This is a genomic window from Paenibacillus sp. P2(2022) (genome assembly GCF_029522175.1).
GTDB lineage: Bacteria > Bacillota > Bacilli > Paenibacillales > Paenibacillaceae > Paenibacillus > Paenibacillus polymyxa.
Map to the genome: position 1 here is coordinate 124,750 of NZ_JAKWFI010000007.1, position 24,687 is coordinate 149,436.

The following is a 24,687-nucleotide window of genomic DNA, read 5'->3' on the forward strand; positions in this document are numbered from 1 at the left end:
AGATCCATTAACAATGGCTCCAGGAGCGACAGGAAGGGGCGAAAACACAATGACAGAACATCTGCTGTCTGTCGAACAGCTGGAGGTCTCGTTTTTCACTCGTGGGGGGGAGAATCAGGCCGTTCGAGGGGTTAGCTTTCATATTGATGCTGGAGAAACGGTAGGAATTGTAGGAGAATCCGGTAGCGGCAAAAGCGTTACGGCGAAAGCGATCATGTCGATGATTGCCCCACCCGGCAAGCGGCTGAACGGCGATATCCGTTACCGTGGAGAAAGTTTGACCGCGCTGACAGAAAAACAATGGCGTAAAATACGCGGTAACCAAATCGCAATGGTGTTTCAGGACCCGATGACTTCGCTGAATCCGGTCAAAAAAGTAGGCTATCACCTGGTCGAGGTGATTCGCAGGCATCGAGGATTGAGCAAGGAAGCAGCTACGCAGGCAGCTGTGGAGCTACTGCGACAGGTAGGTATTACTGAACCGGAGCGTCGAATGAATCAATACCCGCATCAATTCAGCGGAGGGATGCGTCAGCGGGTGATGATCGCAATGGCGCTCTCGTGCAGTCCGGAACTGCTGATTGCAGATGAGCCGACTACAGCGCTGGATGTGACGATTCAGGCGCAAATCTTGGAGCTGCTCAAGACGCTCAAGCAGCAATCCGATATGGCGATTGCCCTGATCACCCATGATCTGGGCGTCGTCGCCCAGGTGTGCAGCCGTGTCATCGTAATGTACGGAGGCATGGTGATGGAGGAGGGGCGTGTGGACGATATCTTCTATCGTCCTGGGCATCCATATACGCAGGGTCTGCTGCGCTCTGTACCCCAGCGTACGAACGGCTTCCGTGAGCGGCTGGTGCCGATTGAGGGCACGCCCCCGGATCTGGTGAACCCGCCATCAGGCTGTCCGTTCATGGAACGGTGCCCGCATGCGTTTGCCCGCTGTGTGGAGCGGCCGCCAATGGTGGAGTTGCGCTCTGACCAGCGAGCAGCCTGCTGGTTGAACGAGCCGGACGCCGTGCCTGCCGGAGTCTACGAGACGTCCGAAGCGGGTCGTGCAGAGGAGGGGAATGACGGTGAATGAAGCGTTGAGAGAGGCCAACCATGTGGCGGGTGAGGATCAGCCCTTGGTGGAGGTACACCAGCTTAAGAAGCATTTTGTGACCGCAAAGGATTTGTTAGGGCGCAGCTCCGAGGTGCTCAAGGCGGTTGACGGCGTAAGCTTCCACATCAAGCGCGGCGAGACGTTCGGATTGGTTGGTGAGTCCGGTAGTGGCAAATCGACAGTTGGACGCTGCCTGACACGGTTATACGATTATACGGAAGGTACGGTACGCTTTGACGGTCAGGATATTTCCAAGCTGAATGACAAGCAGCTCAAGCCGCTACGTCGGCGTATTCAGAGCATTTTTCAGGACCCATATTCCTCGCTTAATCCGGGTATGAACGTGCTTGACCTGATTGGTGAGCCGATGGATATTCACAGATTGCATCAGGGCAGTGAGCGTAAGGATGCCGTAGTGGCTTTACTGGAGAAGGTAGGGCTGAAGCGAGAGCACCTGTACCGCTATTCGCACGAGTTTAGCGGCGGTCAACGCCAGCGGATTTCCATCGCTCGTGCCTTATCCGTGAATCCCGAGTTCATCGTCTGTGATGAACCGATTTCGGCGCTGGATGTGTCCATCCAGGCGCAGGTCATTAACACGCTGGAGGATCTCCAGCAGGAGTTCGGACTGACGTATCTGTTCATCGCTCACGACTTGTCGATGGTGCGGCATATTTCGGATCGAATCGGCGTGATGTATCATGGACGGTTGGTGGAGGTAGCCGACGCAGATGAACTGTATGAGCAGCCCGCTCACCCCTATACGCAGGCGCTGCTCTCCTCCATCCCTGTGCCTGATCCGAGAGCGGTCGGCGAGCGGCAGAATAGCTTGGCTCAACCCGACGGTTCATGGGTATGGGACAAGGATAGCAACGATGCTGGCGAGCTGAAAGAAATTAGTCCCGGACATTATGTGGCGTACCCGGTTAGCCGTTAGGTTAAGATTGGTTGTACGTGTACATAACCTATAGGAGGTAAAAAACGATGACTGAATCAACGAAAAGAGTACGTATTTCCCAGTGGGACGCGCTCATGCTGGAATCTTTACGTTCATTAGGCTGGTCCCCTGAGGAACTCATCCGTCGGGTGCAGCAAAATGAGCTGCCAACGGACGGACAATTTGATTATGCGGAGCTTGCCACCGGGCTGGCGGCCAATGAACCGGAGGTGTTTGTCAGCGCGGTAACAGACGGGTATCAGATCAAATATAATACGATCCGTGGCATTCGTACGTGGATTGCCGTGGCGCTTGGAGGTGAGCCAGAGCTGTCTCTGGAGGAAGGAAGCGAAGCTGTCACATCCGAACTGACGCAGGCCGAATATGATCGGCTGGAACAGGTGCTGTCGTTAGGTTGGGTCATTCAGGAGGTACGGCCCGCGACTGGCGATACTGCAGGATTGTACCGCATTGTGCCTGCTGCACAGACGAATTAAATTGTGAATATGGAGCAGCACACTTTACCAGGATTTGAAACGAGCTGACCGGGAGGTCAGCTCGTTTTTTAATACGATGCTTCTTCATCTTTTCATACTTTAGAAAATAGGTTTACGGCTTGGCACCTCATTCACGTCCCTTCCATCTTTCCTCATATGGATATCATCAGTTGAAATGATTAGAAAGGTTACATTTTTCACCATATATGACCGATAAAAGTATAGTATTATTTATATTTTATGGGAAATGAGGAAAGGGGACCTTTTAAATCTGATGAGTGAACAAGAAATACATAGGAGTGAATGTGGAGGTGGGACGATCGTTGCTGAACCGAACGCAGTTCCACCACGTCCACAAAGAATAGTTTTGACCCTGGTTACAGGGTTCGCTTTATTGATCTTTAGTTTGTTCCTATCGCTAACCACAGGTATATTTCCTATCAGCTATGCAGAGTTATGGGAAGTGTTGTTTTCTTCCAATCCTGATCCCATATTGAAGGAAGTTGTATACCAAACTCGTATGCCATTTGCCTTGGATATGTTGTTGCTCGGAGGAGGTCTGGCCGTTTCAGGCACTCTTTTACAACTACGAATAGCTAATCCATTTGCATCACCCACCTTAACCGGACTTATGCCTGGGGCAATGGTGGGGTTATGTATTGTCCTTTTACTGGGAATGAACATAGACTCTCTTGGTGGTATGGCCCTTTGTATTGCAGGGGCGGTATTTGGGGGATTCATTGTATTTACATTAAATAGAATCCGTTTCATTCGAGGACGGTCTGCGGGAATTCATTTATTCATGATTGGTTTCATTATTGATGTAGCCCTTCGTTCAATCTCTGGATTTATTGTGCTATTTGGAGAAAATCAGCAAGAGTGGGCAATGTCTGTGGGAGGGTGGGGAATAAGAGAAGGGTCATTTACGTTTTGGCTTACCTTGGTTACACTTCTCGTCGCAGGATCTGTCTTCGCATTCCCCAAGCAGCTGAAACCCCTGTACATTCCCTTCGCAATTGTGTTGACCGCCATTACGGTGTGGGCATGTGGTACCATCGGATATATAGGGCTTATTGTGCCTTATTTCATGCGCTGTATGATAGGAAAGCGTCCACGGCTTCTCTTGTTGGGCTCCATCCTTTGGGGAGGCGGGTTGTTGATGCTGGCCAAAGTCATTTCCGCTAGAATCCATGAGCCGGTTGGGTTGCCCTTAACCCCAGTACTGGCCTGCATCGGCATACCCCTTTTGATCTTTATGATGTGGAGAGAATGGCAAAGAAGCTCTATGCTTGAAAATGGTAAATTCTGAACGCTATTAGCTAGAGCATCAAACTCTATTTTTTTATGCTATATTTTATACATAAAAAAATAGAGTTGAGGTGCAGCATGACATCAATGACGATTGTCGATCCATCCGTCAAACCAGGATTAGTGGCTTATCAGGCAAGTAATGAAGATCAGGCTGAGATTCAGGAGTTAATTTTAAAGACGGCCAGATGGCTGCACAGCAAGGGTTCCACGCAATGGGGCAAATTACTAAAAGGAGAAGATGATCACAATCTGGGTGGTGCTATTTCACGCGGAGAAGTGGTTATTTTCCGAACCTCAGACGATCATCGCTTGGCAGGCGCAGTGATCTTGCAGCAGCAGCCCAGTGCTTGGGATTGTAGATTGTGGGGATTAGACGGGATGAATTCCGAGGGAGGTACCTCCGTGTATCTGCATCGTTTGGTTGTAGATCGCGATAACACGGGGAAGGGACTGGGCCGTGAGCTTATGCAGTGGATTGAGCAAGGTATCCGCTTCGCAGGCAAGGATCGAATCCGTCTGGATTGTATTGCGGGCAATGACAAGCTTAGCGGTTTTTACCAACAATGTGGCTATACTTATATAGGCGAAACAAATGGCTATAACACTTTTGAAAAGATGCTAATAAAGTCATAGAAAACGAAATCATAATTGAAGGAATACAAAAGAAGGAAGCAGGTGATCTGCATTCTTCTTTTTTTTTGTTGTGCAGACCTTTACGTCCTCGTGATGTCTTTCTCTTGGTTACTGTCATATCAGAGCCACTCAAAAGAAAAAAAATTATATAAAAATGAAAATGGGGATATCGCGCTTTCTCCTTCTACATATGATGATAGGGAAAGTTTTGTAAGCGCTTCAAAGAAGGGTGATATACAACCATGCGAAGCTACAGGAGGCGGTTAAGGTGGACAATTACATGAGTTGGATAAAAATTGGATTTTTCCTCAGCATTCTGTTTTTACTTGCAACGGCATGCAGCACTTCTCCCAAAATAGAGAATACAGATGGACAAAAGGTGCGGCTTACGATGCAGGTTTGGGGTAACCCTGCGGAGGTGAAGGTGTATCAGCGGGCACTGGATGCATTTGAAAAAGAGAATCCGAATATCGAAGTTAAGCTGGTACCAGTACCGGGAGACCAATATGAGCAAAAGCTGTTGACACAGCTACAGGGAAGTCGCGGACCGGATGTCTTTTATTCATATGAGTCGACGATTGCGCGTTTGATCGGAGCAAAACAGGTGCAGCCTTTGGGTGAATTTTTAAAAAGTGAGGCAAGTGACGTGAAGGCCGAGGATTTTCCGGAAGGATTATGGGGTCCGGCCAAGCGTGATGGGGAAATCTATGGGGTCACTCCTGACTCAAACCCGATGGTCATGTACTACAACAAAAAGGTATTTAAGGAAGCAGGTGTGAAAACACCGCAGGAATACTATGATGAGGGCAAGTGGAACTGGGACGCCTTTGAGGAGGTTACATCCAAGCTGAAGGCCGCCGGAAAGCAGGGCTATATTGCGGAAAACTGGTGGGCTCACTGGTATTCATGGGTATGGTCGAATGGTGGCCGGATCTTTGATGAACAAGGCAAGTATGTGCTGGACCACAATGAAAAGGGCAAGGAAGCGTTCGCTTTTATGTACGATATGGTGAAAAAGGGAAATGCGGTATACCTTGGCTCACTCCCAAAAGGGCAGGGGGCAGATGCCATGTTCATGTCCAATCAGGTCGGCATGCTGGCGGCAGGAAGATGGCTGGAGCCCTTGTTTAGCCAAAATAAAAGCCTCGACTTTGATTATATCTACTGGCCCTCCAACACTGGTAAAAATGAGCCTGTCGCCATCCCGGTTGCATATGTAGCTGTCAACAAAAATAGTCCGCATGTGCAAGAGGCCATGAAGCTGGCAGCCTTCTACGTCTCTGTGAAAGGGCAGGAGGCGCGGCTGGTTGAAGGTGGCAATGCCATGGGTACGCTTGCTGCCGCAGATGAGAGCATCATGAAAAAGGCGACGATTGAGCACTCGGGCTATCTGACTGAGGGACGTGATAAAGGGCATGCTTATGGTTCCGCATTAGCATATGATGCACAGGTGCCGGGGTTGAACTCCGATATCACGGAAACCATTGACCTGATGTTCCTGGGCAAGCAGGATGCTGCGACAACTATTGAGAAGTTGAACCAGATCATATCCAAGGCGGTCAAGTAAACACGGGATGCGCCGTGACCAGGGAGGAAGGTGACAAGATGCAGAAAAAGCATCAAGCGCTGTGGGGCTATCTATTTATTGGCCCCCAGTTTCTTGGTCTGTTATGTTTTTCACTGCTGCCCTTGCTGTATGCGTTTTACTTAAGCTTTGTCAATTGGGATGGTTTTGGGGTACCTTTGTTTGTCGGCTTGGACAATTTTAAAGGTCAATTATCTGATCCTGATTTTTGGAAGGCGCTCATTAATACGGTGTACTATATGGTGCTGGTCATTCCGGTGGGGATTGTGTTGGCTCTGCTCGTAGCCATCGTACTCAATAAAGTGAAGGGCAGGGAAATCTATCGCTTGTTTTTTTTCATGCCAGTCGTAACCAGTTCGGTATCGGTGGGGGTCATCTGGATGTGGATACTGAATGGTGAATTTGGCATTTTAAACCACTTGCTGCGAGCGATTGGCATTGCAGGCCCGATGTGGCTTACCGATACGCATTGGGTGATCCCGTCGATTGCTCTACTTAGCATATGGCTGGGACTGGGATACAACATGGTCATTTTTTTGGCAGGACTTCAGGGCATCTCCAAAAGCTATTACGAGGCAGCCGAAATTGACGGGGCCAGTAAGTTCCAGCAGCTAAGGTATATCACATTGCCGCTATTGTCACCAACAACCTTTTTTGTCACCATTATGATGGTCATCAGCTCTTTTCAGGTGTTCGATCAGGCGTTCGTCATGACAAACGGCGGGCCAGCCAAAGCAAGCTATACGCTTGTGTATCACATTTACGATCAGGCATTCATTGATTTCACGATGGGAGAAAGTGCGGCAGCGGCAATGATTTTGTTCGTGATTATTCTCATATTTACACTGCTGCAATTTAAAATGCAAAAGAGGTGGGTGCACTATGGAGATTAGTTGCAGAGGCAGGATGCTCCTGCGCCATGTGCTGCTCGCTGTCGGCTCTTTAATCATGTTTTTTCCATTTTTGTGGACCATCCTCAGTTCTTTAAAGGATATCTCTCAAATTTTTGTCGTTCCGCCACAATGGATTCCCGATCCGTTTGTATGGAGCAACTATCCGGCATCGCTGGAGGCCATGCCCTTCGTGCAGGCGTACATGAACAGCTTTTACATTACGTTTATCATCGTGACAGCGACGCTGATTAGCGCATCTATGGCAGCGTATGCCTTTGCTAAAATCCGTTTTCCGGGTTCCGATATATTGTTTATTTTGTTCCTCGCTACGATGATGGTGCCTAAGCAGGTAACGATGATTCCGCTATACTTGGTGATGGATCGTATCGGCTGGCTGGATACGCATTGGTCGCTGATTGTACCTGGAGCCTTGTTTAATGCATTCGCGGTGTTTTTGCTCCGTCAATTCGTCATGGGAATTCCACGCGATCTGGAGGAAGCAGCAGTCATGGACGGGGCGGGATACATTCGCATTTACTGGAGTGTCATTCTGCCACTCATTCGTCCGGCATTGGCGGCGATCGGGATTTTCACTTTTTTGGGTGCCTGGAACAGCTTTCTTGATCCGCTGATCTATCTCAATACACCAGAGAAATTTACAGTTCCACTTTTGCTCAACAATTTCAAAGGACTATATACCGCCGATTGGTCACTGATGATGGCAGGTACCACCATCTCTGTCGTCCCGGTGCTCATCGTCTACATCATCGCCCAAAAGCAAATTATTGAGGGCATTACCTTAACAGGCATCAAGGGGTAGGGGCTTTTCCCTACTCCTTTTTATGTACTTTCCGATACTGTAACGGAGTACGCCCGGTGAAATGCTTGAATACACGGCCAAAGTGAGCAATGCTGTCAAAGCCCGTTTTTTCAGCAATGGCGGTCACTTTCCAGTTTGTTTCCTTCAAATACGCCCGAGCCTGCTGGACCCGTACATCCTGAAGATACTCGACCAACGTAAAACCTGTGGTCTGCTTGAAAATGCGGCACAGATAGGTGCTGCTAATATAAAAGTGTCCTGCCAGTTGCTCCAACGATAGCTTCTCGGCATAGTGGATATGCAGATACTCAATCACCGAGTACACGCGCTGCTGCTTCTCGCTGCGCTCAGGCGCTATGGTGTCCGGAGCCGTTGATTGTATGCGGCGGATTCGTATCAGTAGCTGCAGCAGCAGGCTTTGAAGATACATATATCGGTAGGCATGCTCTTGATGGTATTCATCCAGCATTTGCTGGAACAGATGCTCCAACTCGCGTTGTTCTGCTGCAGAGGGGCGAAGCAAAAAGCTTTTTTCAGGCAATAGCAGGTGATTCTGATCGCCGGATGGAGTGACAGACGTGGACGAGCCTACAAACGCTTCATCAAAGTTGATCAAAATTCGCTCATGGCTGCCGTTCCCTTTGTTACTCGTACGGTGGAAATCATGTTTGCTAATCCAGATCAGATCGCCCTTTTGTAGTGCGTATACACGCTGATTAATGTAGTAGTAACGCTCTCCTGCCAGCAGATAATAGATTTCATACGCTTGATGGACATGGTCAGCAGACATGCTAAATGGCACCGTCCGAAGCGCTTGCTCGATAGCAAAATGGGGAGTGGCGATCATAACGACGTGCTCCTTTATGAAAATATTCATGAGGATAATATATGCATACTTTTTGGACCGATTCACAATAAAAGCGAAGATTTCGCTCTTTCTTATACTATAAAATAGAAGTAATTCATGTAAAGGGTGTGAACCTATTGGCTAAAATCAAATATGCACTTGTGGGCACCGGAGGAAGAGCTGAATTTTTTTACGGTGAAGTTGTTACCGTTTTCAAAGATACATCAGAGCTAGTCGCGTTCTGTGACGTCAACCAGACGAGAATGGACTATGCCAATCGGCTGTTGCAAGAGAAATACGAGCACCAGCTGATTCCAACCTATAAAGCTCACGAATTTGATCGGATGATCGCGGAGACAAAGCCGGATATCGTCATCGTCACTACCATTGACCGGGTGCATCATCGGTATATTATCCGGGCGATGGAGCTGGGCTGTGATGTCATTTCCGAGAAGCCGATGACAGTTGACGAGGACAAATGCCAAGACATTCTGGATGCTATAGAACGCACGGGACGGAAACTGCGCGTCACCTTTAACTATCGCTATGCCCCGCATAATACGAAAATCCGTGAGGTTATCATGGACGGGACACTGGGTGACATCTTATCAGTCAATTTTGAATGGCTGCTGAATACCCAGCATGGCGCGGATTATTTCCGCCGCTGGCACCGGGACAAGCGCAATAGCGGCGGTCTGTTGGTGCACAAATCAACCCATCATTTTGATCTGATGAACTTCTGGCTTGGCTCGAAGCCGGAGACGGTGTATGCGCTGGGTGATTTGAAATTTTATGGCCGGGAGAATGCGGAGCAGCGTGGCGTGACGGAGTTCTATCAACGGGCTTACGGCAGCAAGGCGGCGGAGAATGACCCTTTTGCCTTACACCTGGATCGTAACGAGCATCTAAAAAGTATGTATCTGGATGCGGAGCATGAGGATGGATATGTGCGGGACCAAAGCGTATTTGGCGACAATATCAGTATTGAGGATACGCTCAGTGTCATGGTGAAGTATCAGAATAAAACGGTAATGAACTATTCACTGAACGCTTATATGCCTTGGGAGGGCTTTATCATCGTATTTAACGGCACCAAGGGACGGATGGAAGTTCGGGTGTCCGAGCAATCCTATGTTAATTCCGGTGGCAGCAAGGCAGATGAGGGGGCGCTAAAAGAGAAAACCATCACGATCTATCCTCACTTTGCAGCACCTTACGAGGTCGAAGTAGAGGAAGGCGTGGGGGGACATGGCGGAGGAGATCCGGTCATGCTGCGGGATATTTTCGATAAGCCGGCAGAGGATCGGTTTCATCGTGCGGCCTCCCATATTGATGGCGCATGGTCCATTTTAACAGGCATCGCTGCCAACCGCTCTATGCGCACAGGTCTGCCGGTGAAGGTGGAGCAACTGGTGCGATTATAACGATGGTAAGTAGACAGCAACTTTAATAACAAGAAGCCTCCTCTATCAGATGAATGAGGAGGCTTCTTGTTTGTATTATATATAAGGCGGCCTTTATATTTGGTTTATTATATAGAAACCATAGAAACAGTATCAAGATTTAATACTGACAGCTGGGAACCTGTTCCTGTACCAGTAACTTGGAATTCTAAATTAAAGACTGAACGGCCTAATAAAGAAGCTGCTGGAATAGTCAAACTATAACTTTGGTATCTTCCTGAAGGAATACTTATGAGGTTTAGTACTCCACCTGAAAATGTGCTACCTAGAAGTCTAACCCGGAGGATACCAGTGGAACTTGGTGATTCAGCAAAAAATGTTAATCGATATGAACGAAAGGGACTTAGAGAAAGAGTTTGAGTTAATGATGCACTTTGACCTGGCAGAACCGAATAGCGGGCATTTGCCCTGCCTGTATGAGGACGAACGCGCGAGAGAGATACATTACCTACAGGACGCCATGGCGAAAAGGAACTATTTTCAAAACTCCCGTTACGTACTTGAGTAACTCTAAATTTAGTTTGACGTTTAGTTCGATATCTAAGAATTGGAGGGACAACTTTTTTAGTCCGGCGGCTAACTCTTTTAACAGACATCTTGCCAACTCCTTTACTATAAATAGTTAGTATAAAGTATGTGGCTCTCATTTAGAGAGTGTTAGTTATCGGCACATAATTTCTACTATATTCCCGTTTATATTATAGTGAGTGACAAGGCAACCGGTGGGAAAGACACAGTGAAACTACCCGAAAGAGGGGGGCTGTGTCTCTTGATCTGATCGTGAAGATTCCTGACGCTGTGATGAAGATGGTCAGTATTACTACTGGCCTGAAGACTTTGGTCCAGACATATTTTATTATTTATCGGTCTTCAGCTCACGGGTTCCCAGCTGTTGTACAGGTCGATGGTTGTCGGGAAAAATGGCAGCAAACTGATTGATTTGGTCTGCGGACATTTCAATAGGCTGTTCCAATACCGTCCAATTCACATGTTCTGTACATGGCGGGGTAGTCAGTGATCCGTTGTAGCGAACGGAGTGCAGGTCTTTTGGCAGCAGCGAGGCAAGATTTATTTCTCCCTCCAAGTTCGCTTCTTGAGAGATACCCTTTGGCAGTTTGGACCAGATGCGGTTGAAGGCCTTGTTTTCTTTGCCACTTTGTATAAGAACCCCTAAGACAGCTGTGCTTCCGTTGTCGCTTTGATGAACAAAATGAAGCTCCATTTCAGCATTTTTACCGTCTATTTGGTGTTCACTTGGATGATGAAAATGGAACTGCTTTAAGGTGAATGTAGTGCCGTCCACGACAATATTATTGCTGGGACTAGCCGCATTGACTTGGACGGTATGTCCATTATTTAGTATGGATACTTTAGTGGTTGAATAATGAACCTGCAACGGCTGCTGCGTATGCGAAGCTTCCAGATGGGAATGCTCTATGTTGATGGGAGATTGTTCCTGACCGTTACCACAAGCGACAAAATCCTTTTCCAGCTCCCCCCAATGCTCCGGTCCTTCATCCCCTTCGTAGGACCAGTGCGGGCTTTTCTGAACAACTGCATGAGCGTTGTTAGCTGATGACGATGATGCGCGAGTAGTACTAGAAGTGGCGGGTGATGTACATCCTGTTACCGACAGTGCCAAGATTATGGAAAATATGCTGAACAAGCAACCTCTCCAATGTTTTTTCATGTTTCTTTATCCTTCTTCCAAATAGAGTATGTGAAACTTTTTACATTGTAAATTATTGTACAAAGTTCCTGCAAGGGTACAAGGACTTAGGAAAAAGGTAGAAATGGTTGCTTATTATTACCGGGGTGTAGAGAGAATAATGGAGTGGTGAAATTTTGTTTGTCCTCTTTGGGGGAAGTAACTATAATAGTGGGGTGTGCATTACAAAATAATTCCATATCCACTCAAAGGAGAGATCTACATGAAAGCAGCAATTGTTACAAAAGACAAGAAAGTTAGTGTAGAAGAGAAACCTTTGCGCTCCCTGAAACATGGGGAAGCGTTAGTCCAAGTTGAATATTGTGGGGTTTGCCACACAGATTTACACGTAAAAAATGCAGATTTCGGTGATGTCACAGGCAGAGTTCTGGGACATGAAGGTATTGGGAAAGTCATTGAATTAGGTGAAGGAGTGACCAGTCTTAAAATTGGCGATCGCGTAAGTATTGCCTGGATGTTCGAAAGCTGCGGTCACTGCGAATATTGTTTAACCGGACGGGAAACTTTGTGTCGTGAAGTTAAAAATGCCGGATACACGGTAGATGGTGCAATGGCAGAACAATGTATTGTCACAGCTGACTATGCGGTCAAAGTACCAGATAATCTTGATCCTGCCGCTGCAAGTAGTGTAACTTGCGCAGGGGTTACAACATATAAAGCAGTTAAAGTAAGCGATATCAGACCAGGACAATGGATCGGTATCTTCGGTATCGGCGGCTTGGGTAACTTGGCTGTGCAATACGCCAAAAATGTATTCAATGCTAAAGTTGTAGCGTTTGACATCAGTGATGAAAAACTCGAACTGGCCAAAAAAATTGGTGCTGACTATATTGTTAACAGCATGAAAGAAGATCCAGTCGCCCGAGCTAAGGAATTAACGAACGGTGCTGGTCTGGATGCAACCGTGGTTACTGCTGTTGCCAAAACACCTTTCAACCAAGCCATTGACGTTGTGAAGGCTGGCGCGCGTGTCGTAGCTGTAGGTCTTCCAACCGATAAAATGGATCTGGACATTCCGCGTCTGGTTCTGGACGGCATTCAAGTAATCGGTTCTTTGGTCGGTACTCGTGAAGACCTTAAAGAAGCGTTCCAGTTTGCTGCAGAAGGTAAAGTTGTTCCTCTTGTACAAAAACGTCCGCTTGAAGACATCAATGAAATCTTCGAAGAGATGGAGCATGGCAAGATCCAAGGACGTATGGTCATTGATTTTACCAAATAAAATGATGTCCAATTCGTAACTCTTGGAATTGTAAGAGAGAAAGCGCCTGCTGATCTAGTGCAGACGCTTTTTTTTGCTTTACAGCTTATTCAGAATATTATCCTCCAAAACCGCAGATTTATCCCCGTATTCTTTAATAATATGTCTTTCTCCCCAGGCACAAAGTGAATCCAAAATGCTTTTCAAACTACATCCATATTCACTAAGCTCGTACTCCACTTTGGGTGGAACCTGATTATAGCTAATCCGATTGACAATGCCGTCTTCCTCTAATTCACGAAGCTGTTGAGTCAGCATTTTTTGTGTTATGGAAGGCATCATGCGCTTTAATTCACTTGTTCGCATCTTTCCATGGGTCAAATGACACAGAATCACACACTTCCATTTTCCCCCGATCACCTCTAATGTCGCCTCAACAGAGATATTGTATTTTTTCTTTCCCAATGCCGATCCCTCCGTGTATGTCGCCTCTAGGGTACTTTTTGGTACCTATATCACTAAAAAGTACGTACTGTTCATAATTGATTGAATAACTCATAATAACATCTGCTGGTCGAAGATTACTATAGATAGGAGTGAAAAACATGTCGCCAGAATCCAAACGAAGTATCTGGCCATTACTGGCTTTAGCCGTAAGCGCCTTTGCCATTGGGACCACTGAGTTCATCAGCGTAGGATTGCTTCCCCTGATCGCTGAAGACTTGCACATATCCGTAACAATGTCCGCACTAACTGTAACGCTGTATGCATTAGGGGTTACCATTGGGGCACCTGTGTTGACCTCGTTAACATCGAGTGTTCCTCGTAAAACGCTACTGCTGTGGATCATGATTGTGTTTATAGCAGGCAACAGCCTTGCTGCGGTCTCTAGTGGAATCACCCTGCTGCTGATTGCACGTGTCATCTCGGCGTTCTCCCATGGAGTGTTCATGTCCATCGGGTCCACCATCGCGGCCGACCTTGTTCCCGATGATCGGCGGGCGAGTGCTATTTCGATTATGTTCTCCGGCTTGACCGTTGCCACCGTGACAGGGGTACCATTGGGCACCTACGTTGGGCAGCAATGGGGTTGGCGGGCTGCATTTATGGCTATTGTGGTCGTCGGTGTTGTGGCCCTCATTGCCAATCTGATTCTGCTGCCCTCTACGCTCCGAAAAGGGAATAAGACTCCTTTCAGCGAGCAGGTCAAACTGGTTACGAATGGTCGCTTGCTACTTGCATTTATCATTACTGCCTTGGGATATGGGGGCACATTCGTCGTGTTTACTTATTTATCTCCATTACTTCATGACATAACCGGTTTTGGAGAAAATACGGTAACATTCATTCTCTTATTGTATGGAATCGCCATTGCTATCGGGAATGTCATCGGTGGAAAAGCTGCGAATCGCAGACCGCTTTCAGCTTTGTTTTACATGTTTCTGATTCAAGCTGTGATCCTGTTTCTGCTGTGGTTTACCGTGCCATTTCAAACGGCAGGTCTGGTGACGATTTTCTTTATGGGATTGCTTGCGTTTATGAATGTGCCTGGTCTACAGGTGTATGTAGTTATGTTAGCCGAACGTTTTGCACCCAAAGCGGTCGATGTCGCCTCTGCTGTTAATATTGCGGCTTTTAATGCAGGGATCGCAATCGGAGCGTATGTGGGAGGAATTGTAACAGATTCACTGGGTCTCATGCATACAACTTGGGTCGGTGGGGTAATGGTTTTGGTGGCGGTTCTACTGACAGCCTGGAGTCGTATGCTCGAAAAAAGGGATACAACCGCCTTGGCAGGCTAAAACTTTTAAAAAATAGAGAGGAAGATACAAAATGACACAAAACCTACAAAGCACAACAACATTGCACAACGGAGTTCGCATGCCTTGGTTTGGCATCGGGGTATTTAAAGTAGAAGAAGGTTCAGAGCTGGTCAATGCTGTGAAGGCTGCTGTAAAGCATGGCTACCGCAGTATAGATACAGCGGCAATCTATGCGAATGAAAACAGTGTGGGGCAGGCTATTCAGGAAGCCCTCTCGGAGAATAATCTGCCCAGAGAAGATCTGTTCGTCACCTCCAAAGTGTGGAATGCAGATTTAGGCTATGAAGAGACACGAGCAGCTTATGAAGCAAGCCTGGACAAGTTGGGACTGGATTATCTGGATCTATATTTGATTCATTGGCCGGTTCAAGGGAAGTACAAAGAAGCCTGGAGAGCTTTGGAGTCCTTGTATAAAGAAGGACGGATTAAGGCCATCGGAGTCAGCAATTTCCAAATTCACCATTTGGAAGATCTCATGCAGGATGCAGAAATCAAGCCAATGGTCAATCAGGTGGAATTTCACCCGCAGCTAACCCAAACCGAGCTGCTGCAATTCTGTCAAAAGAACAACATTCAAATGGAAGCCTGGTCCCCGCTCATGCAGGGTCAATTGCTCGATCATCCGGTGCTGCAAGACATAGCGAACAAGCACGGTAAATCGGTGGCTCAAGTGATTTTGCGCTGGGATGTACAGCAGGGAGTCGTCACTATTCCCAAGTCCACCAAGGCGCATCGAATCGTCGAAAATGCCGATATTTTTGACTTTGAATTGACGCGTGAGGATATGGATCAAATTCAGGCGTTAAATGCCAATCTTCGGGTAGGTCCAGATCCGGACAACTTTGATTTTTAAAATTCAGTCCATCATAAAACGCCGTTTCCTTCTTCATGGAAGGGACGGCTTTTTTGTGCATGATGAATCTGGAGCTACAGCAATCCAATCCTGCCATATGGTATTATAGAATTATATGAAAAGAGAAGTTTTGGACGCTTATGAAAATGAAAATCTCCGGGGGACCTCATGAATAAGACAATTGCAGATATAGCCCAAATGGCTGGTGTATCCAAGAGCACCGTATCCCGTTTTTTGAACGGCGGATCTGTCAGCCTGGACACTAAGCGTAAAATTGAAAAGGTGGTTAAGGCCACGGGGTATGTGCCCAATACCTTTGCCCAAAGTTTGAAGGCTAAACGGACCAACATTATCGGAACCGTCGTGCCACGGCTGGATTCCTTTGCGACATCACATACGTTAATGGGGATTGATGAGGAACTGCGTTCCCAGCATTACCAGATGCTGATCTCTAATACGAGTCAGGATGTAAAGCGTGAAATCGAAGCGATCTATGAGTTCGCACGACAAAAAATTTCAGGCATCATTCTGCTGGCTGCTCAAATTACAGACGACCACCTGACCGCGATTCGAGACATCAGTATTCCGGTATTACTGGTAGGCCAACAACATGAGCAGATCCATAGCCTTATCCATGATGATTATCGTGCCGGATATGATATCGGTGCATATGTCCTGTCACAGGGCCACCGTGAAATTGCCTATGTCGGTGTTACTGAAAGGGACGTTGCTGTCGGTGTGCAGCGCAAAGAGGGCTTTAGGCAGGCTGTTCGCGATGCGTTACCTGCTACGTGTTATACGGACGAGACGATGCGAGTCGCAGGATATGATATCAGGTACTATGAAACCGGGTTTAAAATGTCCGATGCACGGATTGCTGCATCTGCCATCTTAGACCAATTCAAGCCATCGTTGATGGTGTGTGCTACGGATAATATCGCGCTTGGGGTAATCAACGCGGCTTATTCCAGAGGAATTACCATTCCGTCGGATTTGTCGGTCACTGGCTTTGGGGGATACGATATTACGGAGGTCATTCACCCTGCGCTAACAACTGTTCAATACCCGTATATGGAGGCTGGACGTGTAGCAGCCCAAAACATTGTACGGCTGGTAGAACATAAAACGGTAGAGCAAGTGACGGTCATGGATTATACCCTTATTGAAAGAGAAAGCGTTGACAAACGCTGAGCAGGTGGATTATAATTTCTTCGAAACCGGTTCCATTGCACTCTTGCACAATTGGAATCGGTTGCAAATCCATGGATGAGTATATTTTTTTCATTGTATAGGAACCGGTTCCGTTTAATTTTTTTCATCGCATTGGAACCGGTTCCCAAAAATCTAAGTTTTAAAAAAATGAGGTACACCTATGAAAATGACAAAAGAACAAAAGTATCGATTAATCGAGCAGGCTGAGCCCGGTGAAATAGCAAGCTTGCAGAAAAAGGTGGAGCAATGTCCGTGGCGGCAGTCGTTTCATATCCAACCACCGACAGGCTTGCTCAATGATCCGAATGGATTTTCATATTATCAAGGCGAATACCACTTATTTTATCAGTGGTTCCCACTAGGAACCGATCACGGGATGAAATATTGGTATCATTTGAAATCCAAAGATTTGGTCACATGGCATAGTGCAGGCATTGGCATCACACCTGGAGACTACTTCGACTCGCATGGGGCTTATTCCGGCAGCGCGCTGGAGCATGAGGGCAAATTATACATGATGTATACAGGAAATACACGTGACGAAAACTGGATCAGACATCCTTATCAATGCATGGCTGTTATGGATGAGAGCGGTCACATTACCAAGTGGGAGCATCCTGTTATTGGCCATGTGCCAGAAGGTTATACAGACCATTTTCGTGATCCCAAGCTATGGAAGGACGGCGATAGTTTCTACTGTGTGATTGGTGCACAAAGAACAGATTCAACAGGCTGCGTTGTCCTTTATCGTTCAACGGATCTTCACACTTGGCAGTTCGAGGGAGAACTGAGCACGGGGCTGGAATCGTTTGGATACATGTGGGAATGCCCGGATTATTTTGAACTGAATGGAGCGGGTGTGTTGGTCTTTTCTCCACAGGGCTTGGAGCCTTCAGGGGATGAAAACCACAATATTTATCAATCGGGCTACGTCATCGGCAAACTGCTGGATACAGAGACAAGAACACTGGAGCACGGCGCATTCCAGGAGCTTGATCGGGGCTTCGACTTCTATGCACCACAGACGATGATTGACCCGCAGGGGCGTCGTATTATGGTGGCCTGGATGGGGCTACCGGATATCGAATATCCGACAGATCCGAACGGATGGGCCCACTGTCTGACATTACCGAGGGAACTTACGCTTCATGAGGGAAAACTCTTGCAGCGGCCTATCCCCGAATTAACCACGCTGCGTAGAAATAGTGAGGATCGGGTAGCTGACACGTTGTCCTCAGAGAGCAAAACCTACGAAGGATTTAAGGGTACTGCCTATGAGATGATCTGCGAAGTAGATCTTTTGGATGCCAAGGCATTCGGTATTGAATTCCGTGCGAGTGAGACGGAGAAAACGGTGATTAAATATAATGCCGTTAGCCGTAAACTTGTATTGGATCGTACGCAATCGGGTGAGCCTGTAGCCACTTCGTACGGTGAAGTACGGCAGTGTGCATGGGACAAGGATCATATTAAACTTCATCTGTTTGTAGATACATCTTCAGTTGAGATTTTCGTCAATGATGGGGAAGAAGTGTTCACCAGTCGTATTTTTCCGCACCCAGAGAGTGACGAAATACGCTTTTTTGCCGACAAGGGAGAGGCTCTCTTCCAAGCGGTAAAATGGAATTTTACATGAGTAGGCTAATTCATCAAGTGGATCGTTAATCATCAAACATAACGGAATGAACGAGGGGATGAACATCATGGCGGAAAACAGAGAGATAGCTAAAGAAGTGATCGAGGCGATCGGTGGAAAGGAAAATATCGCTTCGTTTGCTCACTGTGCAACGCGCCTGCGCATTATGGTGCATGATAAAGAGAAAATTGATCAGAAAAAGGTTGAGGAGATCGACAAGGTTAAGGGGGCTTTCTTCAATTCAGGTCAATATCAAATTATTTTTGGTACAGGAACGGTAAATCGGATTTTTGATGAGGTTGAAAAGCTTGGCGTGACGGGTTCATCTAAAGAAGAGGTGAAGAGTCAGGCGAAAAAGGAGGGCAACGTCTTCCAGCGGTCTATCCGCACCTTTGGCGACGTGTTTGTACCGATTATTCCAGTGCTGGTCGCTACGGGGCTGTTCATGGGACTGCGCGGTTTGCTCACTCAGCCGCAAATTCTCGCATTGCTCGGCATGACGCCGCAGGATATTTCACCTAACTTTTTATTATATACACAGGTATTAACGGATACGGCTTTTGCCTTTTTGCCTGCGTTAGTCGCATGGTCAGCCTTTAGAGTATTCGGCGGCAGTCCGGTGCTGGGTATCGTTCTCGGTCTGATGCTGGTAAACCCAGCTTTGCCTAACGCGTATAGTGTTGCGGACGGCTCAGCCCATCCGTTGACGATGTTCGGTTTCATTCCTGTGGTGGGCTATCAAGGCTCGGTATTACCAGCCTTCTTCGTGGGCTTGATCGGAGCCAAGCTGGAGCGGGCGCTGCGCAAACGGGTGCCTGAAGCGCTGGATCTGATTCTCACACCATTTTTAACACTGTTGATTATGATCACTTTGGGACTGTTTGCTATCGGTCCAGTTTTCCATTCACTTGAAGAATGGGTGCTGCACGGAACCATATTTGTACTTGATTTGCCTTTCGGTATTGCAGGGATCGTCATCGGCTTTTTGCATCAGATTATCGTCGTTACAGGTGTGCATCATATATTTAATTTCCTGGAGATTCAACTGCTTGAAAAGAACGGCGTAAATGCCTTCAATGCTATTATTACCTGCGCAATGGCTGCACAGGGAGCTGCCTGTCTGGCAGTTGGCCTGAAAACGAAGGACAGCAAGCTGAAAGCGTTGGCGCTTCCTTCTTCGTTCTCTGCTTTCCTAGGAATTACAGAGCCGGCTATCTTCGGGGTCAACCTGAGATATATGAAGCCTTTTGTCATGGGTCTCATCGGCGGAGCGGTTGGTGGTTTTATTGCTTCGGTCTTGCATTTGGCGGCTACAGGGATGGCGGTTACGGTTATTCCAGGTACGTTGCTTTACATGAACCATCAGCTTCCGTTTTATATTTTGGCGAACTTGGCTGCTATGGCAGTATCCTTTGTCCTGACTTGGATGTTTGGCTTTAACGATAAAATGCTGGACAAAGTCAAAACAGCGGGTTCCTCCAAATAATATCATTCAGTCAGCACCAATATACGCAGATTCATGCGTGTAACTATAAATATAATGGTCGCTTTTACACGGAGCGCTCTTGTCCCTTAATGAAAAAAAGGATAACTAGAGCAGCATTCGATGTGAAGCGGCCATTTTTTTATCTGTGAAATTCCGCTTCAGGCTATCAGATTAGACGATGGAGGAACGTTCATCCAGAAACTCGGACGGCGAGCAACCTGTCAACCGTTTGAAGATCCGATGGAAATAGGACACATCACTATAGCCCACATACTCCGAAATTTCACGAATCGTTAGCCGCGACTCCGTCAACATGTAGATAGCGGTTTTAATACGTTGCGTATGTACATGCTCGCTGATCGTTTGGCCTGTAACCTCACGCAGCAGTGTCGCGGCATAATTGGGGGTTTTGCGAATGGCATCACCAAGCTCTTCTTTGGTTACCTTTTCCCTGTAGTGATTCTGAATGTACTGTTTCATATGTTCTACATGCCGTTCTTTATCGCGAGGAACGGTACCTTTGTCCCATTCCTGGTTCATATAAATCATGGCTTCGGTCAGCAGACAGTCAGCCATCAGGGCGTAGTAGCTTGGGTGTTCAGTCCATTGATAATACATCGATTTGATCCGTTCATGCAGCAAATCGTAGCATCCGGGCTTGATCCATAACGGCTGGTCTGTATTCAGTATGGGAAGTGTGCTGTTCGTACATGTTTTGCGGCAATGTATCACATACTTGGTATGGAAAAGCGTAGGAATGCTCTTGCCATAGTAATTCAGATGAGCGGGTAAAAGCAGTGCTTCACCCTTGCCCAGAATGATCTTGCTATCGTTCACCCAATATACACATTTGCCAAAGGTGACCAAAATGAATAGCAAGTCATCGTTGTCGGTATTTGCACCAGCCTTTTCATACCAGTCTACGCCATTGTCCTGCCGTATACCCGTCAATGTAATCACAAAACTCACTCTCCAATGTCTTCAACATTCATCATACTGTAATACATCCATCATACTATAGTTCATAGTCTTGGTGAACGGGTACAGGTAGAATAGGACTATATAAGTTTAATGTAGATAGAGAAGCAAAGTGGAGAAGAAGTTATACAGTAAAGACATTCAGGAGGATGACATTACTATGCTTAAAACGAAAATTATTTGTACTATGGGACCTGCCTGCGACTCCATTGATTTGTTAAAAGAAATGATCCAGGCTGGTATGACAGTAGCTCGCTTGAACATGGCTCATGGGGAGCTGGAGGATCATGTTAAACGTATTGAAAATGTGAGACAGGCAGCGAAGGAAATGAATACCTGTATCCCTGTCATGATGGATATTAAAGGACCGGAAATACGGATTGGCAAGCTGAAGGAGGCATCTGTTCTACTGAAGCCAGGCAGCCAGCTTATTCTGACCACGGAAGAGATTTTGGGGGACGAGCATCGTATTTCGGTGAATTACCCAGATATGCCGAAGGATATCAAAGCAGGTGACCGCATTCTCATCGACGACGGTTTGGTTGATCTGACTGTAACCTCCATCGAAGGAACCGAGATGATTTGTAACATCGTAAGCGGCGGTATTTTGAAGCCGAGAAAAGGTGTGAATCTGCCAGGGATTCATACAACTCTTCCAGGCGTAACAGAGCGCGACGTGAAGCACATTCAATTTGGGGTGGAGCAGCGTATCGAGCTTATTGCGGCTTCTTTTGTGCGTAAAGGCGACGATATCCGTGAAATCCGTGAGATTTTGAAGGGACATCATGCCGAGCATGTACAGATTTATTCCAAAATTGAAAATGCCGAAGGTATGGAAAACCTGGATGATATCATCGAAGCTTCGGACGGTATTATGGTAGCTCGTGGCGACCTGGGCGTGGAAGTGCCGATTCAAGACGTGCCTGTGATGCAAAAAGAAATGATCGACAAGTGTAATCTGGTCGGCAAGCCCGTTATCGTTGCTACTCACATGCTGGAGTCCATGCAGGTGAACCCGCGTCCGACGAGAGCTGAAGTTAGTGACGTGTTCAATGCCGTTATGCAGGGAGCTGACGTAGTGATGCTGTCGGGCGAATCTGCTGCAGGTAAATACCCTGTTGAATCCGTACGGACCATGGCTGCGGTAGCTGCCAGTGCAGAATCACAATTGGATTACCAGGAGCAGTTCGATAAGCGCAGAGCACGCCAAAGCACCAACATTACTGAAGTCATTAGTCAGGGTGCGGTGAGTTCGTCTCTGGAGCTGGATGCCAAAGCGATTATTACCTCGACTGCCAGTGGATTCACGGCTCGTATGGTGTCCAAATATCGTCCGAAGGCACCGATCATTGCGGTTACTCCGAATAACACGGTATTCGCTAAAATTTGCCTGTTGTCCGGTGTATTCCCGATTAAAGGGGATAAGGTAGCCACAACGGATGAAATGTTCGAATCTTCCATCCGTAACGCGCTGAATGCAGGATATATCCATAAAGGAGATACTGTAGTCCTGTCAGCAGGCGTCCCTGTCGCTGAGGCAGGCACGACCAATCTGATTCGGGTATATCAAGCGTAAGTTATATCAAATACAGAAAAGGCGCTGATCCTCTAAGGGTTCAGCGCCTTTTTGATGTTCGGTCGTGTCTAGGCTTACAGCCCGAACACACTTTTGGCAACGACTTGTGTCAGTTCTGCCTTATGGGCTTGGTATTGCTCTAGGGTAATGCTCTTATTGGCCAGTCGTTGATCCAACTGCTCCGTCAACTGAGCTACCTGTAGATCAACGATAGCCTGAGCATCCTGATTATGGGTTTGTGCAATATCAGCCAAGGTTTGACCATTATATAACGCATCATATAATTGCTCATCCGAGGATATACCCAGTGCTTTCAACAGATCATCATCCTTGGAAGCTTCATTGTCCTGTACATGCAGGGCTCTCTCTGGAGCCAGTGCAGCAGCATTAGCCCGACTTCCCCAAGTAGATGACTGCCCAATAGATAACGCCAGCAACAGTGTGCAGATGACCAACATTCGTTTTCGATTCATAAGTGTAAATCTCCTTTTGTGTTTCATTAAATTTCTGACGGGGTGGAACGGTATATGGATATCCAACGGGAGTGATGTTTATGCCTTTAGCCCATCCGGCTTATGTAGTTACCAGATTCTTAAATACATCATACACGCCCAATCTTAGCGCCAGCTTAATACTCGTTTAAAATAAACTAAAAGAGAAGATTGTAAACAGGTAGCACTAAAAAAATTCGCAGATAACGAAAAATGAGTGTGATTTACCCTTTGGATGCTGTTTTTTTCTTTGACCAGATTGTTCGTATCCCATGAATACAGAGCAGCAGTAAGGGGAAAAACAACCCAATGGATAGAGAATAGGGAATCCACGTCTTTGTATCATAGGTTTGTTGGTAAGGGACATTAGGATACACGATGATGGACAGGATGACTAATAACATCCCGAGGGGAAGCACCAGTTGCCGATCGCTTTTCAGACAAAAGATTTGGGCTATTGCTGTCACTGTGGTGTGCATATACAGTGTGATTCTAAAAAAAAGTGAAATAAACCACATTGTAGCCATGATGGCTTCGATGCGCTGTAGAAAGTTGCCAATGCTAATTTTTTTGGCTAACGCATAGCTAGGATATATATTTCTTGCCGTTAAGTCAGGACCAAATACCAAAATTGTCAATGCAACCACCACGACCAGCATCAATCCGCCAATCAGGCTTCCTATGAAAAAAGCTTTACGGGTTTGATCGGAACGATTTATAGAAGAAGGGAAGATCATGAGCAAAATAATATGAGGTATAAATACTGTGCTAAAAAAGGACAGGGCAGCAGGCCAAATCGGCCCTACTCCTGCCTCCAATACAGGTTGGACATTTTCCAGCTTAATGTTGGATACCACTAAACCTACAAAAGAAATATACAGCAGAGTAAATAAAGGAAACAACAGTTCGGCCGAACGAGCCAGGACTTCGAGACCCAGCCGAGCAGCGAATACTATGATAAGTGCAAAAAGAATATTTACCGCTAGAATCGGCGTTTCCGGTATCATTTGAGTAGTCATAAAATTCCCTAAATAAAATAACACCGGTACAGGAGCATTAATGAATAGTAGGGTGAAAAATAGAAAACCTACGGTTTTGCCTAACCATTTTCCGAGTAGGGTTTCCATCATCTCAATCAGGGTCATCTCTGGATAAAGCGCCGCAAGCTTGCTGTACATATACAAGATAAGAAGCCCAGCCCCGACCCCCACGAGCGCGGCAATCCACGCATCTTGTTTGGCTACAAGTGCCATCCCTGAAGGGACGATGAGAATTGCACTTCCGACCGTAAATAAAGCAGATATGATCATGATTTGTCGTGCTGAGATTTTGATTTGTGCGGGCACTCGTTTTTCACCTCCTCTTATTTTATTAGGCCCATATGGATCAGGAAATTGCTGAATGGTCTATATATGGCTGTTATCCAATCCAGGGGGGTGGGAATGAGCCAGTGTAATACCTTGGCACAACTAATTCCGACCGCAAAAAAGAGTAGGATGAAAAATAACCAAAGCTCTTTTTTAAATCCTTTTTTCCACATGTCGGGGACTTCAATTAAGCTAATTACAGCAGCGACGAGGAATATGCCGATGATTTTTACGATTTGAGATA

General features: G+C 46.7%; 23 protein-coding genes. 16 read left to right on the forward strand and 7 right to left on the reverse strand.

The features are described 5' to 3' along the window. Positions 1-49: 49 nt before the first annotated feature. From MMB75_RS20335 to MMB75_RS20370, 8 genes are all read left to right on the forward strand, one after another. Positions 50-1,087 carry an ABC transporter ATP-binding protein gene (locus MMB75_RS20335; protein WP_019685839.1) on the forward strand — a complete coding sequence of 346 codons (1,038 nt, stop codon included), beginning with the start codon at positions 50-52 and terminating at the stop codon, positions 1,085-1,087. After that, complete coding sequence (locus MMB75_RS20340; RefSeq protein ID WP_172494045.1) at positions 1,074-2,045, forward strand: ABC transporter ATP-binding protein; 972 nt, start codon at positions 1,074-1,076, stop codon at positions 2,043-2,045. Before MMB75_RS20335 ends, MMB75_RS20340 begins: the two co-directional genes overlap by 14 nt. A gap of 47 nt (positions 2,046-2,092) precedes the next feature. Continuing rightward, positions 2,093-2,542, forward strand: a complete 450-nt coding sequence (locus tag MMB75_RS20345; protein ID WP_016820194.1) for a hypothetical protein — start codon at positions 2,093-2,095, stop codon at positions 2,540-2,542. 274 nt (positions 2,543-2,816) lie between these two features. Further along, positions 2,817-3,851 carry an iron chelate uptake ABC transporter family permease subunit gene (locus MMB75_RS20350; RefSeq protein WP_019685840.1) on the forward strand — a complete coding sequence of 345 codons (1,035 nt, stop codon included), beginning with the start codon at positions 2,817-2,819 and terminating at the stop codon, positions 3,849-3,851. 77 nt (positions 3,852-3,928) lie between these two features. Then, positions 3,929-4,486 (forward strand): GNAT family N-acetyltransferase, encoded by a 558-nt coding sequence (locus MMB75_RS20355; RefSeq protein WP_019685841.1) that lies wholly within the window; start codon positions 3,929-3,931, stop codon positions 4,484-4,486. Between the two features lie 268 nt (positions 4,487-4,754). After that, positions 4,755-6,053, forward strand: a complete 1,299-nt coding sequence (locus MMB75_RS20360) for an ABC transporter substrate-binding protein (RefSeq protein WP_151256113.1) — start codon at positions 4,755-4,757, stop codon at positions 6,051-6,053. Between the two features lie 38 nt (positions 6,054-6,091). After that, a complete protein-coding gene (locus MMB75_RS20365) occupies positions 6,092-6,964 on the forward strand; it encodes a carbohydrate ABC transporter permease (RefSeq protein WP_017425662.1) in 873 nt (290 codons plus the stop codon). Continuing rightward, complete coding sequence (locus tag MMB75_RS20370; protein ID WP_017425663.1) at positions 6,954-7,784, forward strand: carbohydrate ABC transporter permease; 831 nt, start codon at positions 6,954-6,956, stop codon at positions 7,782-7,784. Before MMB75_RS20365 ends, MMB75_RS20370 begins: the two co-directional genes overlap by 11 nt. Before the next feature lie 10 nt (positions 7,785-7,794). On the opposite strand, the gene MMB75_RS20375 is transcribed toward MMB75_RS20370, so the two are convergent. After that, the gene (locus MMB75_RS20375; RefSeq protein ID WP_257126560.1) at positions 7,795-8,631 is read right to left on the reverse strand and encodes a helix-turn-helix transcriptional regulator; all 837 of its coding nucleotides are present in this window, start codon (positions 8,629-8,631) and stop codon (positions 7,795-7,797) included. Positions 8,632-8,768: 137 nt separating this feature from the next. On the opposite strand from MMB75_RS20375, the gene MMB75_RS20380 reads away from it, so the two are divergent. Next, positions 8,769-10,055, forward strand: a complete 1,287-nt coding sequence (locus MMB75_RS20380; protein ID WP_257126561.1) for a Gfo/Idh/MocA family protein — start codon at positions 8,769-8,771, stop codon at positions 10,053-10,055. A gap of 107 nt (positions 10,056-10,162) precedes the next feature. Here MMB75_RS20380 and MMB75_RS20385 read toward each other — a convergent pair whose 3' ends face one another. Continuing rightward, positions 10,163-10,690, reverse strand: coding sequence for a hypothetical protein (locus MMB75_RS20385; protein ID WP_143069152.1), 528 nt, complete (start codon positions 10,688-10,690; stop codon positions 10,163-10,165). 260 nt (positions 10,691-10,950) lie between these two features. After that, complete coding sequence (locus MMB75_RS20390) at positions 10,951-11,784, reverse strand: carbonic anhydrase (protein ID WP_025363760.1); 834 nt, start codon at positions 11,782-11,784, stop codon at positions 10,951-10,953. 241 nt (positions 11,785-12,025) lie between these two features. Here MMB75_RS20390 and adhP point away from each other — a divergent pair, with 241 nt between their 5' ends. Beyond that, positions 12,026-13,042, forward strand: coding sequence for an alcohol dehydrogenase AdhP (adhP, locus tag MMB75_RS20395; protein ID WP_016820203.1), 1,017 nt, complete (start codon positions 12,026-12,028; stop codon positions 13,040-13,042). Between the two features lie 78 nt (positions 13,043-13,120). Here adhP and MMB75_RS20400 read toward each other — a convergent pair whose 3' ends face one another. Continuing rightward, complete coding sequence (locus MMB75_RS20400; RefSeq protein WP_013368959.1) at positions 13,121-13,486, reverse strand: winged helix-turn-helix transcriptional regulator; 366 nt, start codon at positions 13,484-13,486, stop codon at positions 13,121-13,123. Positions 13,487-13,626: 140 nt separating this feature from the next. Here MMB75_RS20400 and MMB75_RS20405 point away from each other — a divergent pair, with 140 nt between their 5' ends. The 5 genes from MMB75_RS20405 (at position 13,627) to MMB75_RS20425 (ending at position 20,031) form a co-directional block, all read left to right on the forward strand. Then, positions 13,627-14,823 (forward strand): MFS transporter, encoded by a 1,197-nt coding sequence (locus tag MMB75_RS20405; protein ID WP_257126562.1) that lies wholly within the window; start codon positions 13,627-13,629, stop codon positions 14,821-14,823. 31 nt (positions 14,824-14,854) lie between these two features. Further along, entirely contained in the window at positions 14,855-15,697 is an 843-nt protein-coding gene (locus MMB75_RS20410; protein ID WP_257126563.1) for an aldo/keto reductase, read from the forward strand. 168 nt (positions 15,698-15,865) lie between these two features. After that, entirely contained in the window at positions 15,866-16,888 is a 1,023-nt protein-coding gene (locus MMB75_RS20415; RefSeq protein ID WP_090890786.1) for a LacI family DNA-binding transcriptional regulator, read from the forward strand. A gap of 181 nt (positions 16,889-17,069) precedes the next feature. Beyond that, a complete protein-coding gene (locus MMB75_RS20420; RefSeq protein ID WP_045244959.1) occupies positions 17,070-18,545 on the forward strand; it encodes a glycoside hydrolase family 32 protein in 1,476 nt (491 codons plus the stop codon). A 67-nt stretch (positions 18,546-18,612) separates the two neighbouring features. Further along, entirely contained in the window at positions 18,613-20,031 is a 1,419-nt protein-coding gene (locus tag MMB75_RS20425; RefSeq protein ID WP_016820208.1) for a sucrose-specific PTS transporter subunit IIBC, read from the forward strand. Between the two features lie 171 nt (positions 20,032-20,202). Here the strand turns inward: MMB75_RS20425 and MMB75_RS20430 are convergent, their stop codons facing one another. After that, entirely contained in the window at positions 20,203-20,991 is a 789-nt protein-coding gene (locus MMB75_RS20430) for an AraC family transcriptional regulator (RefSeq protein ID WP_016820209.1), read from the reverse strand. Positions 20,992-21,169: 178 nt separating this feature from the next. On the opposite strand from MMB75_RS20430, the gene pyk reads away from it, so the two are divergent. Further along, positions 21,170-22,585 carry a pyruvate kinase gene (gene pyk, locus MMB75_RS20435; protein WP_016820210.1) on the forward strand — a complete coding sequence of 472 codons (1,416 nt, stop codon included), beginning with the start codon at positions 21,170-21,172 and terminating at the stop codon, positions 22,583-22,585. Between the two features lie 74 nt (positions 22,586-22,659). Here the strand turns inward: pyk and MMB75_RS20440 are convergent, their stop codons facing one another. Further along, positions 22,660-23,058, reverse strand: coding sequence for a hypothetical protein (locus MMB75_RS20440; protein ID WP_016820211.1), 399 nt, complete (start codon positions 23,056-23,058; stop codon positions 22,660-22,662). A 242-nt stretch (positions 23,059-23,300) separates the two neighbouring features. Next, the gene (locus MMB75_RS20445; protein ID WP_257126564.1) at positions 23,301-24,422 is read right to left on the reverse strand and encodes a GerAB/ArcD/ProY family transporter; all 1,122 of its coding nucleotides are present in this window, start codon (positions 24,420-24,422) and stop codon (positions 23,301-23,303) included. Positions 24,423-24,687: the final 265 nt, after the last annotated feature.

What these genes read in the sequence shown, in the direction of transcription:
- MMB75_RS20335 (WP_019685839.1), top strand. Translation starts at nt 50, where the DNA reads ATGACAGAACATCTGCTGTCTGTCGAACAGCTGGAGGTCTCGTTTTTC.
- MMB75_RS20340 (WP_172494045.1), top strand. Translation starts at nt 1,074, where the DNA reads ATGACGGTGAATGAAGCGTTGAGAGAGGCCAACCATGTGGCGGGTGAG.
- MMB75_RS20345 (WP_016820194.1), top strand. Translation starts at nt 2,093, where the DNA reads ATGACTGAATCAACGAAAAGAGTACGTATTTCCCAGTGGGACGCGCTC.
- MMB75_RS20350 (WP_019685840.1), top strand. Translation starts at nt 2,817, where the DNA reads ATGAGTGAACAAGAAATACATAGGAGTGAATGTGGAGGTGGGACGATC.
- MMB75_RS20355 (WP_019685841.1), top strand. Translation starts at nt 3,929, where the DNA reads ATGACATCAATGACGATTGTCGATCCATCCGTCAAACCAGGATTAGTG.
- MMB75_RS20365 (WP_017425662.1), top strand. Translation starts at nt 6,092, where the DNA reads ATGCAGAAAAAGCATCAAGCGCTGTGGGGCTATCTATTTATTGGCCCC.
- MMB75_RS20370 (WP_017425663.1), top strand. Translation starts at nt 6,954, where the DNA reads ATGGAGATTAGTTGCAGAGGCAGGATGCTCCTGCGCCATGTGCTGCTC.
- MMB75_RS20375 (WP_257126560.1), bottom strand. Translation starts at nt 8,631, where the DNA reads ATGATCGCCACTCCCCATTTTGCTATCGAGCAAGCGCTTCGGACGGTG.
- MMB75_RS20385 (WP_143069152.1), bottom strand. Translation starts at nt 10,690, where the DNA reads ATGTCTGTTAAAAGAGTTAGCCGCCGGACTAAAAAAGTTGTCCCTCCA.
- MMB75_RS20390 (WP_025363760.1), bottom strand. Translation starts at nt 11,784, where the DNA reads ATGAAAAAACATTGGAGAGGTTGCTTGTTCAGCATATTTTCCATAATC.
- adhP (WP_016820203.1), top strand. Translation starts at nt 12,026, where the DNA reads ATGAAAGCAGCAATTGTTACAAAAGACAAGAAAGTTAGTGTAGAAGAG.
- MMB75_RS20405 (WP_257126562.1), top strand. Translation starts at nt 13,627, where the DNA reads ATGTCGCCAGAATCCAAACGAAGTATCTGGCCATTACTGGCTTTAGCC.
- MMB75_RS20410 (WP_257126563.1), top strand. Translation starts at nt 14,855, where the DNA reads ATGACACAAAACCTACAAAGCACAACAACATTGCACAACGGAGTTCGC.
- MMB75_RS20415 (WP_090890786.1), top strand. Translation starts at nt 15,866, where the DNA reads ATGAATAAGACAATTGCAGATATAGCCCAAATGGCTGGTGTATCCAAG.
- MMB75_RS20420 (WP_045244959.1), top strand. Translation starts at nt 17,070, where the DNA reads ATGAAAATGACAAAAGAACAAAAGTATCGATTAATCGAGCAGGCTGAG.
- MMB75_RS20425 (WP_016820208.1), top strand. Translation starts at nt 18,613, where the DNA reads ATGGCGGAAAACAGAGAGATAGCTAAAGAAGTGATCGAGGCGATCGGT.
- pyk (WP_016820210.1), top strand. Translation starts at nt 21,170, where the DNA reads ATGCTTAAAACGAAAATTATTTGTACTATGGGACCTGCCTGCGACTCC.
- MMB75_RS20440 (WP_016820211.1), bottom strand. Translation starts at nt 23,058, where the DNA reads ATGAATCGAAAACGAATGTTGGTCATCTGCACACTGTTGCTGGCGTTA.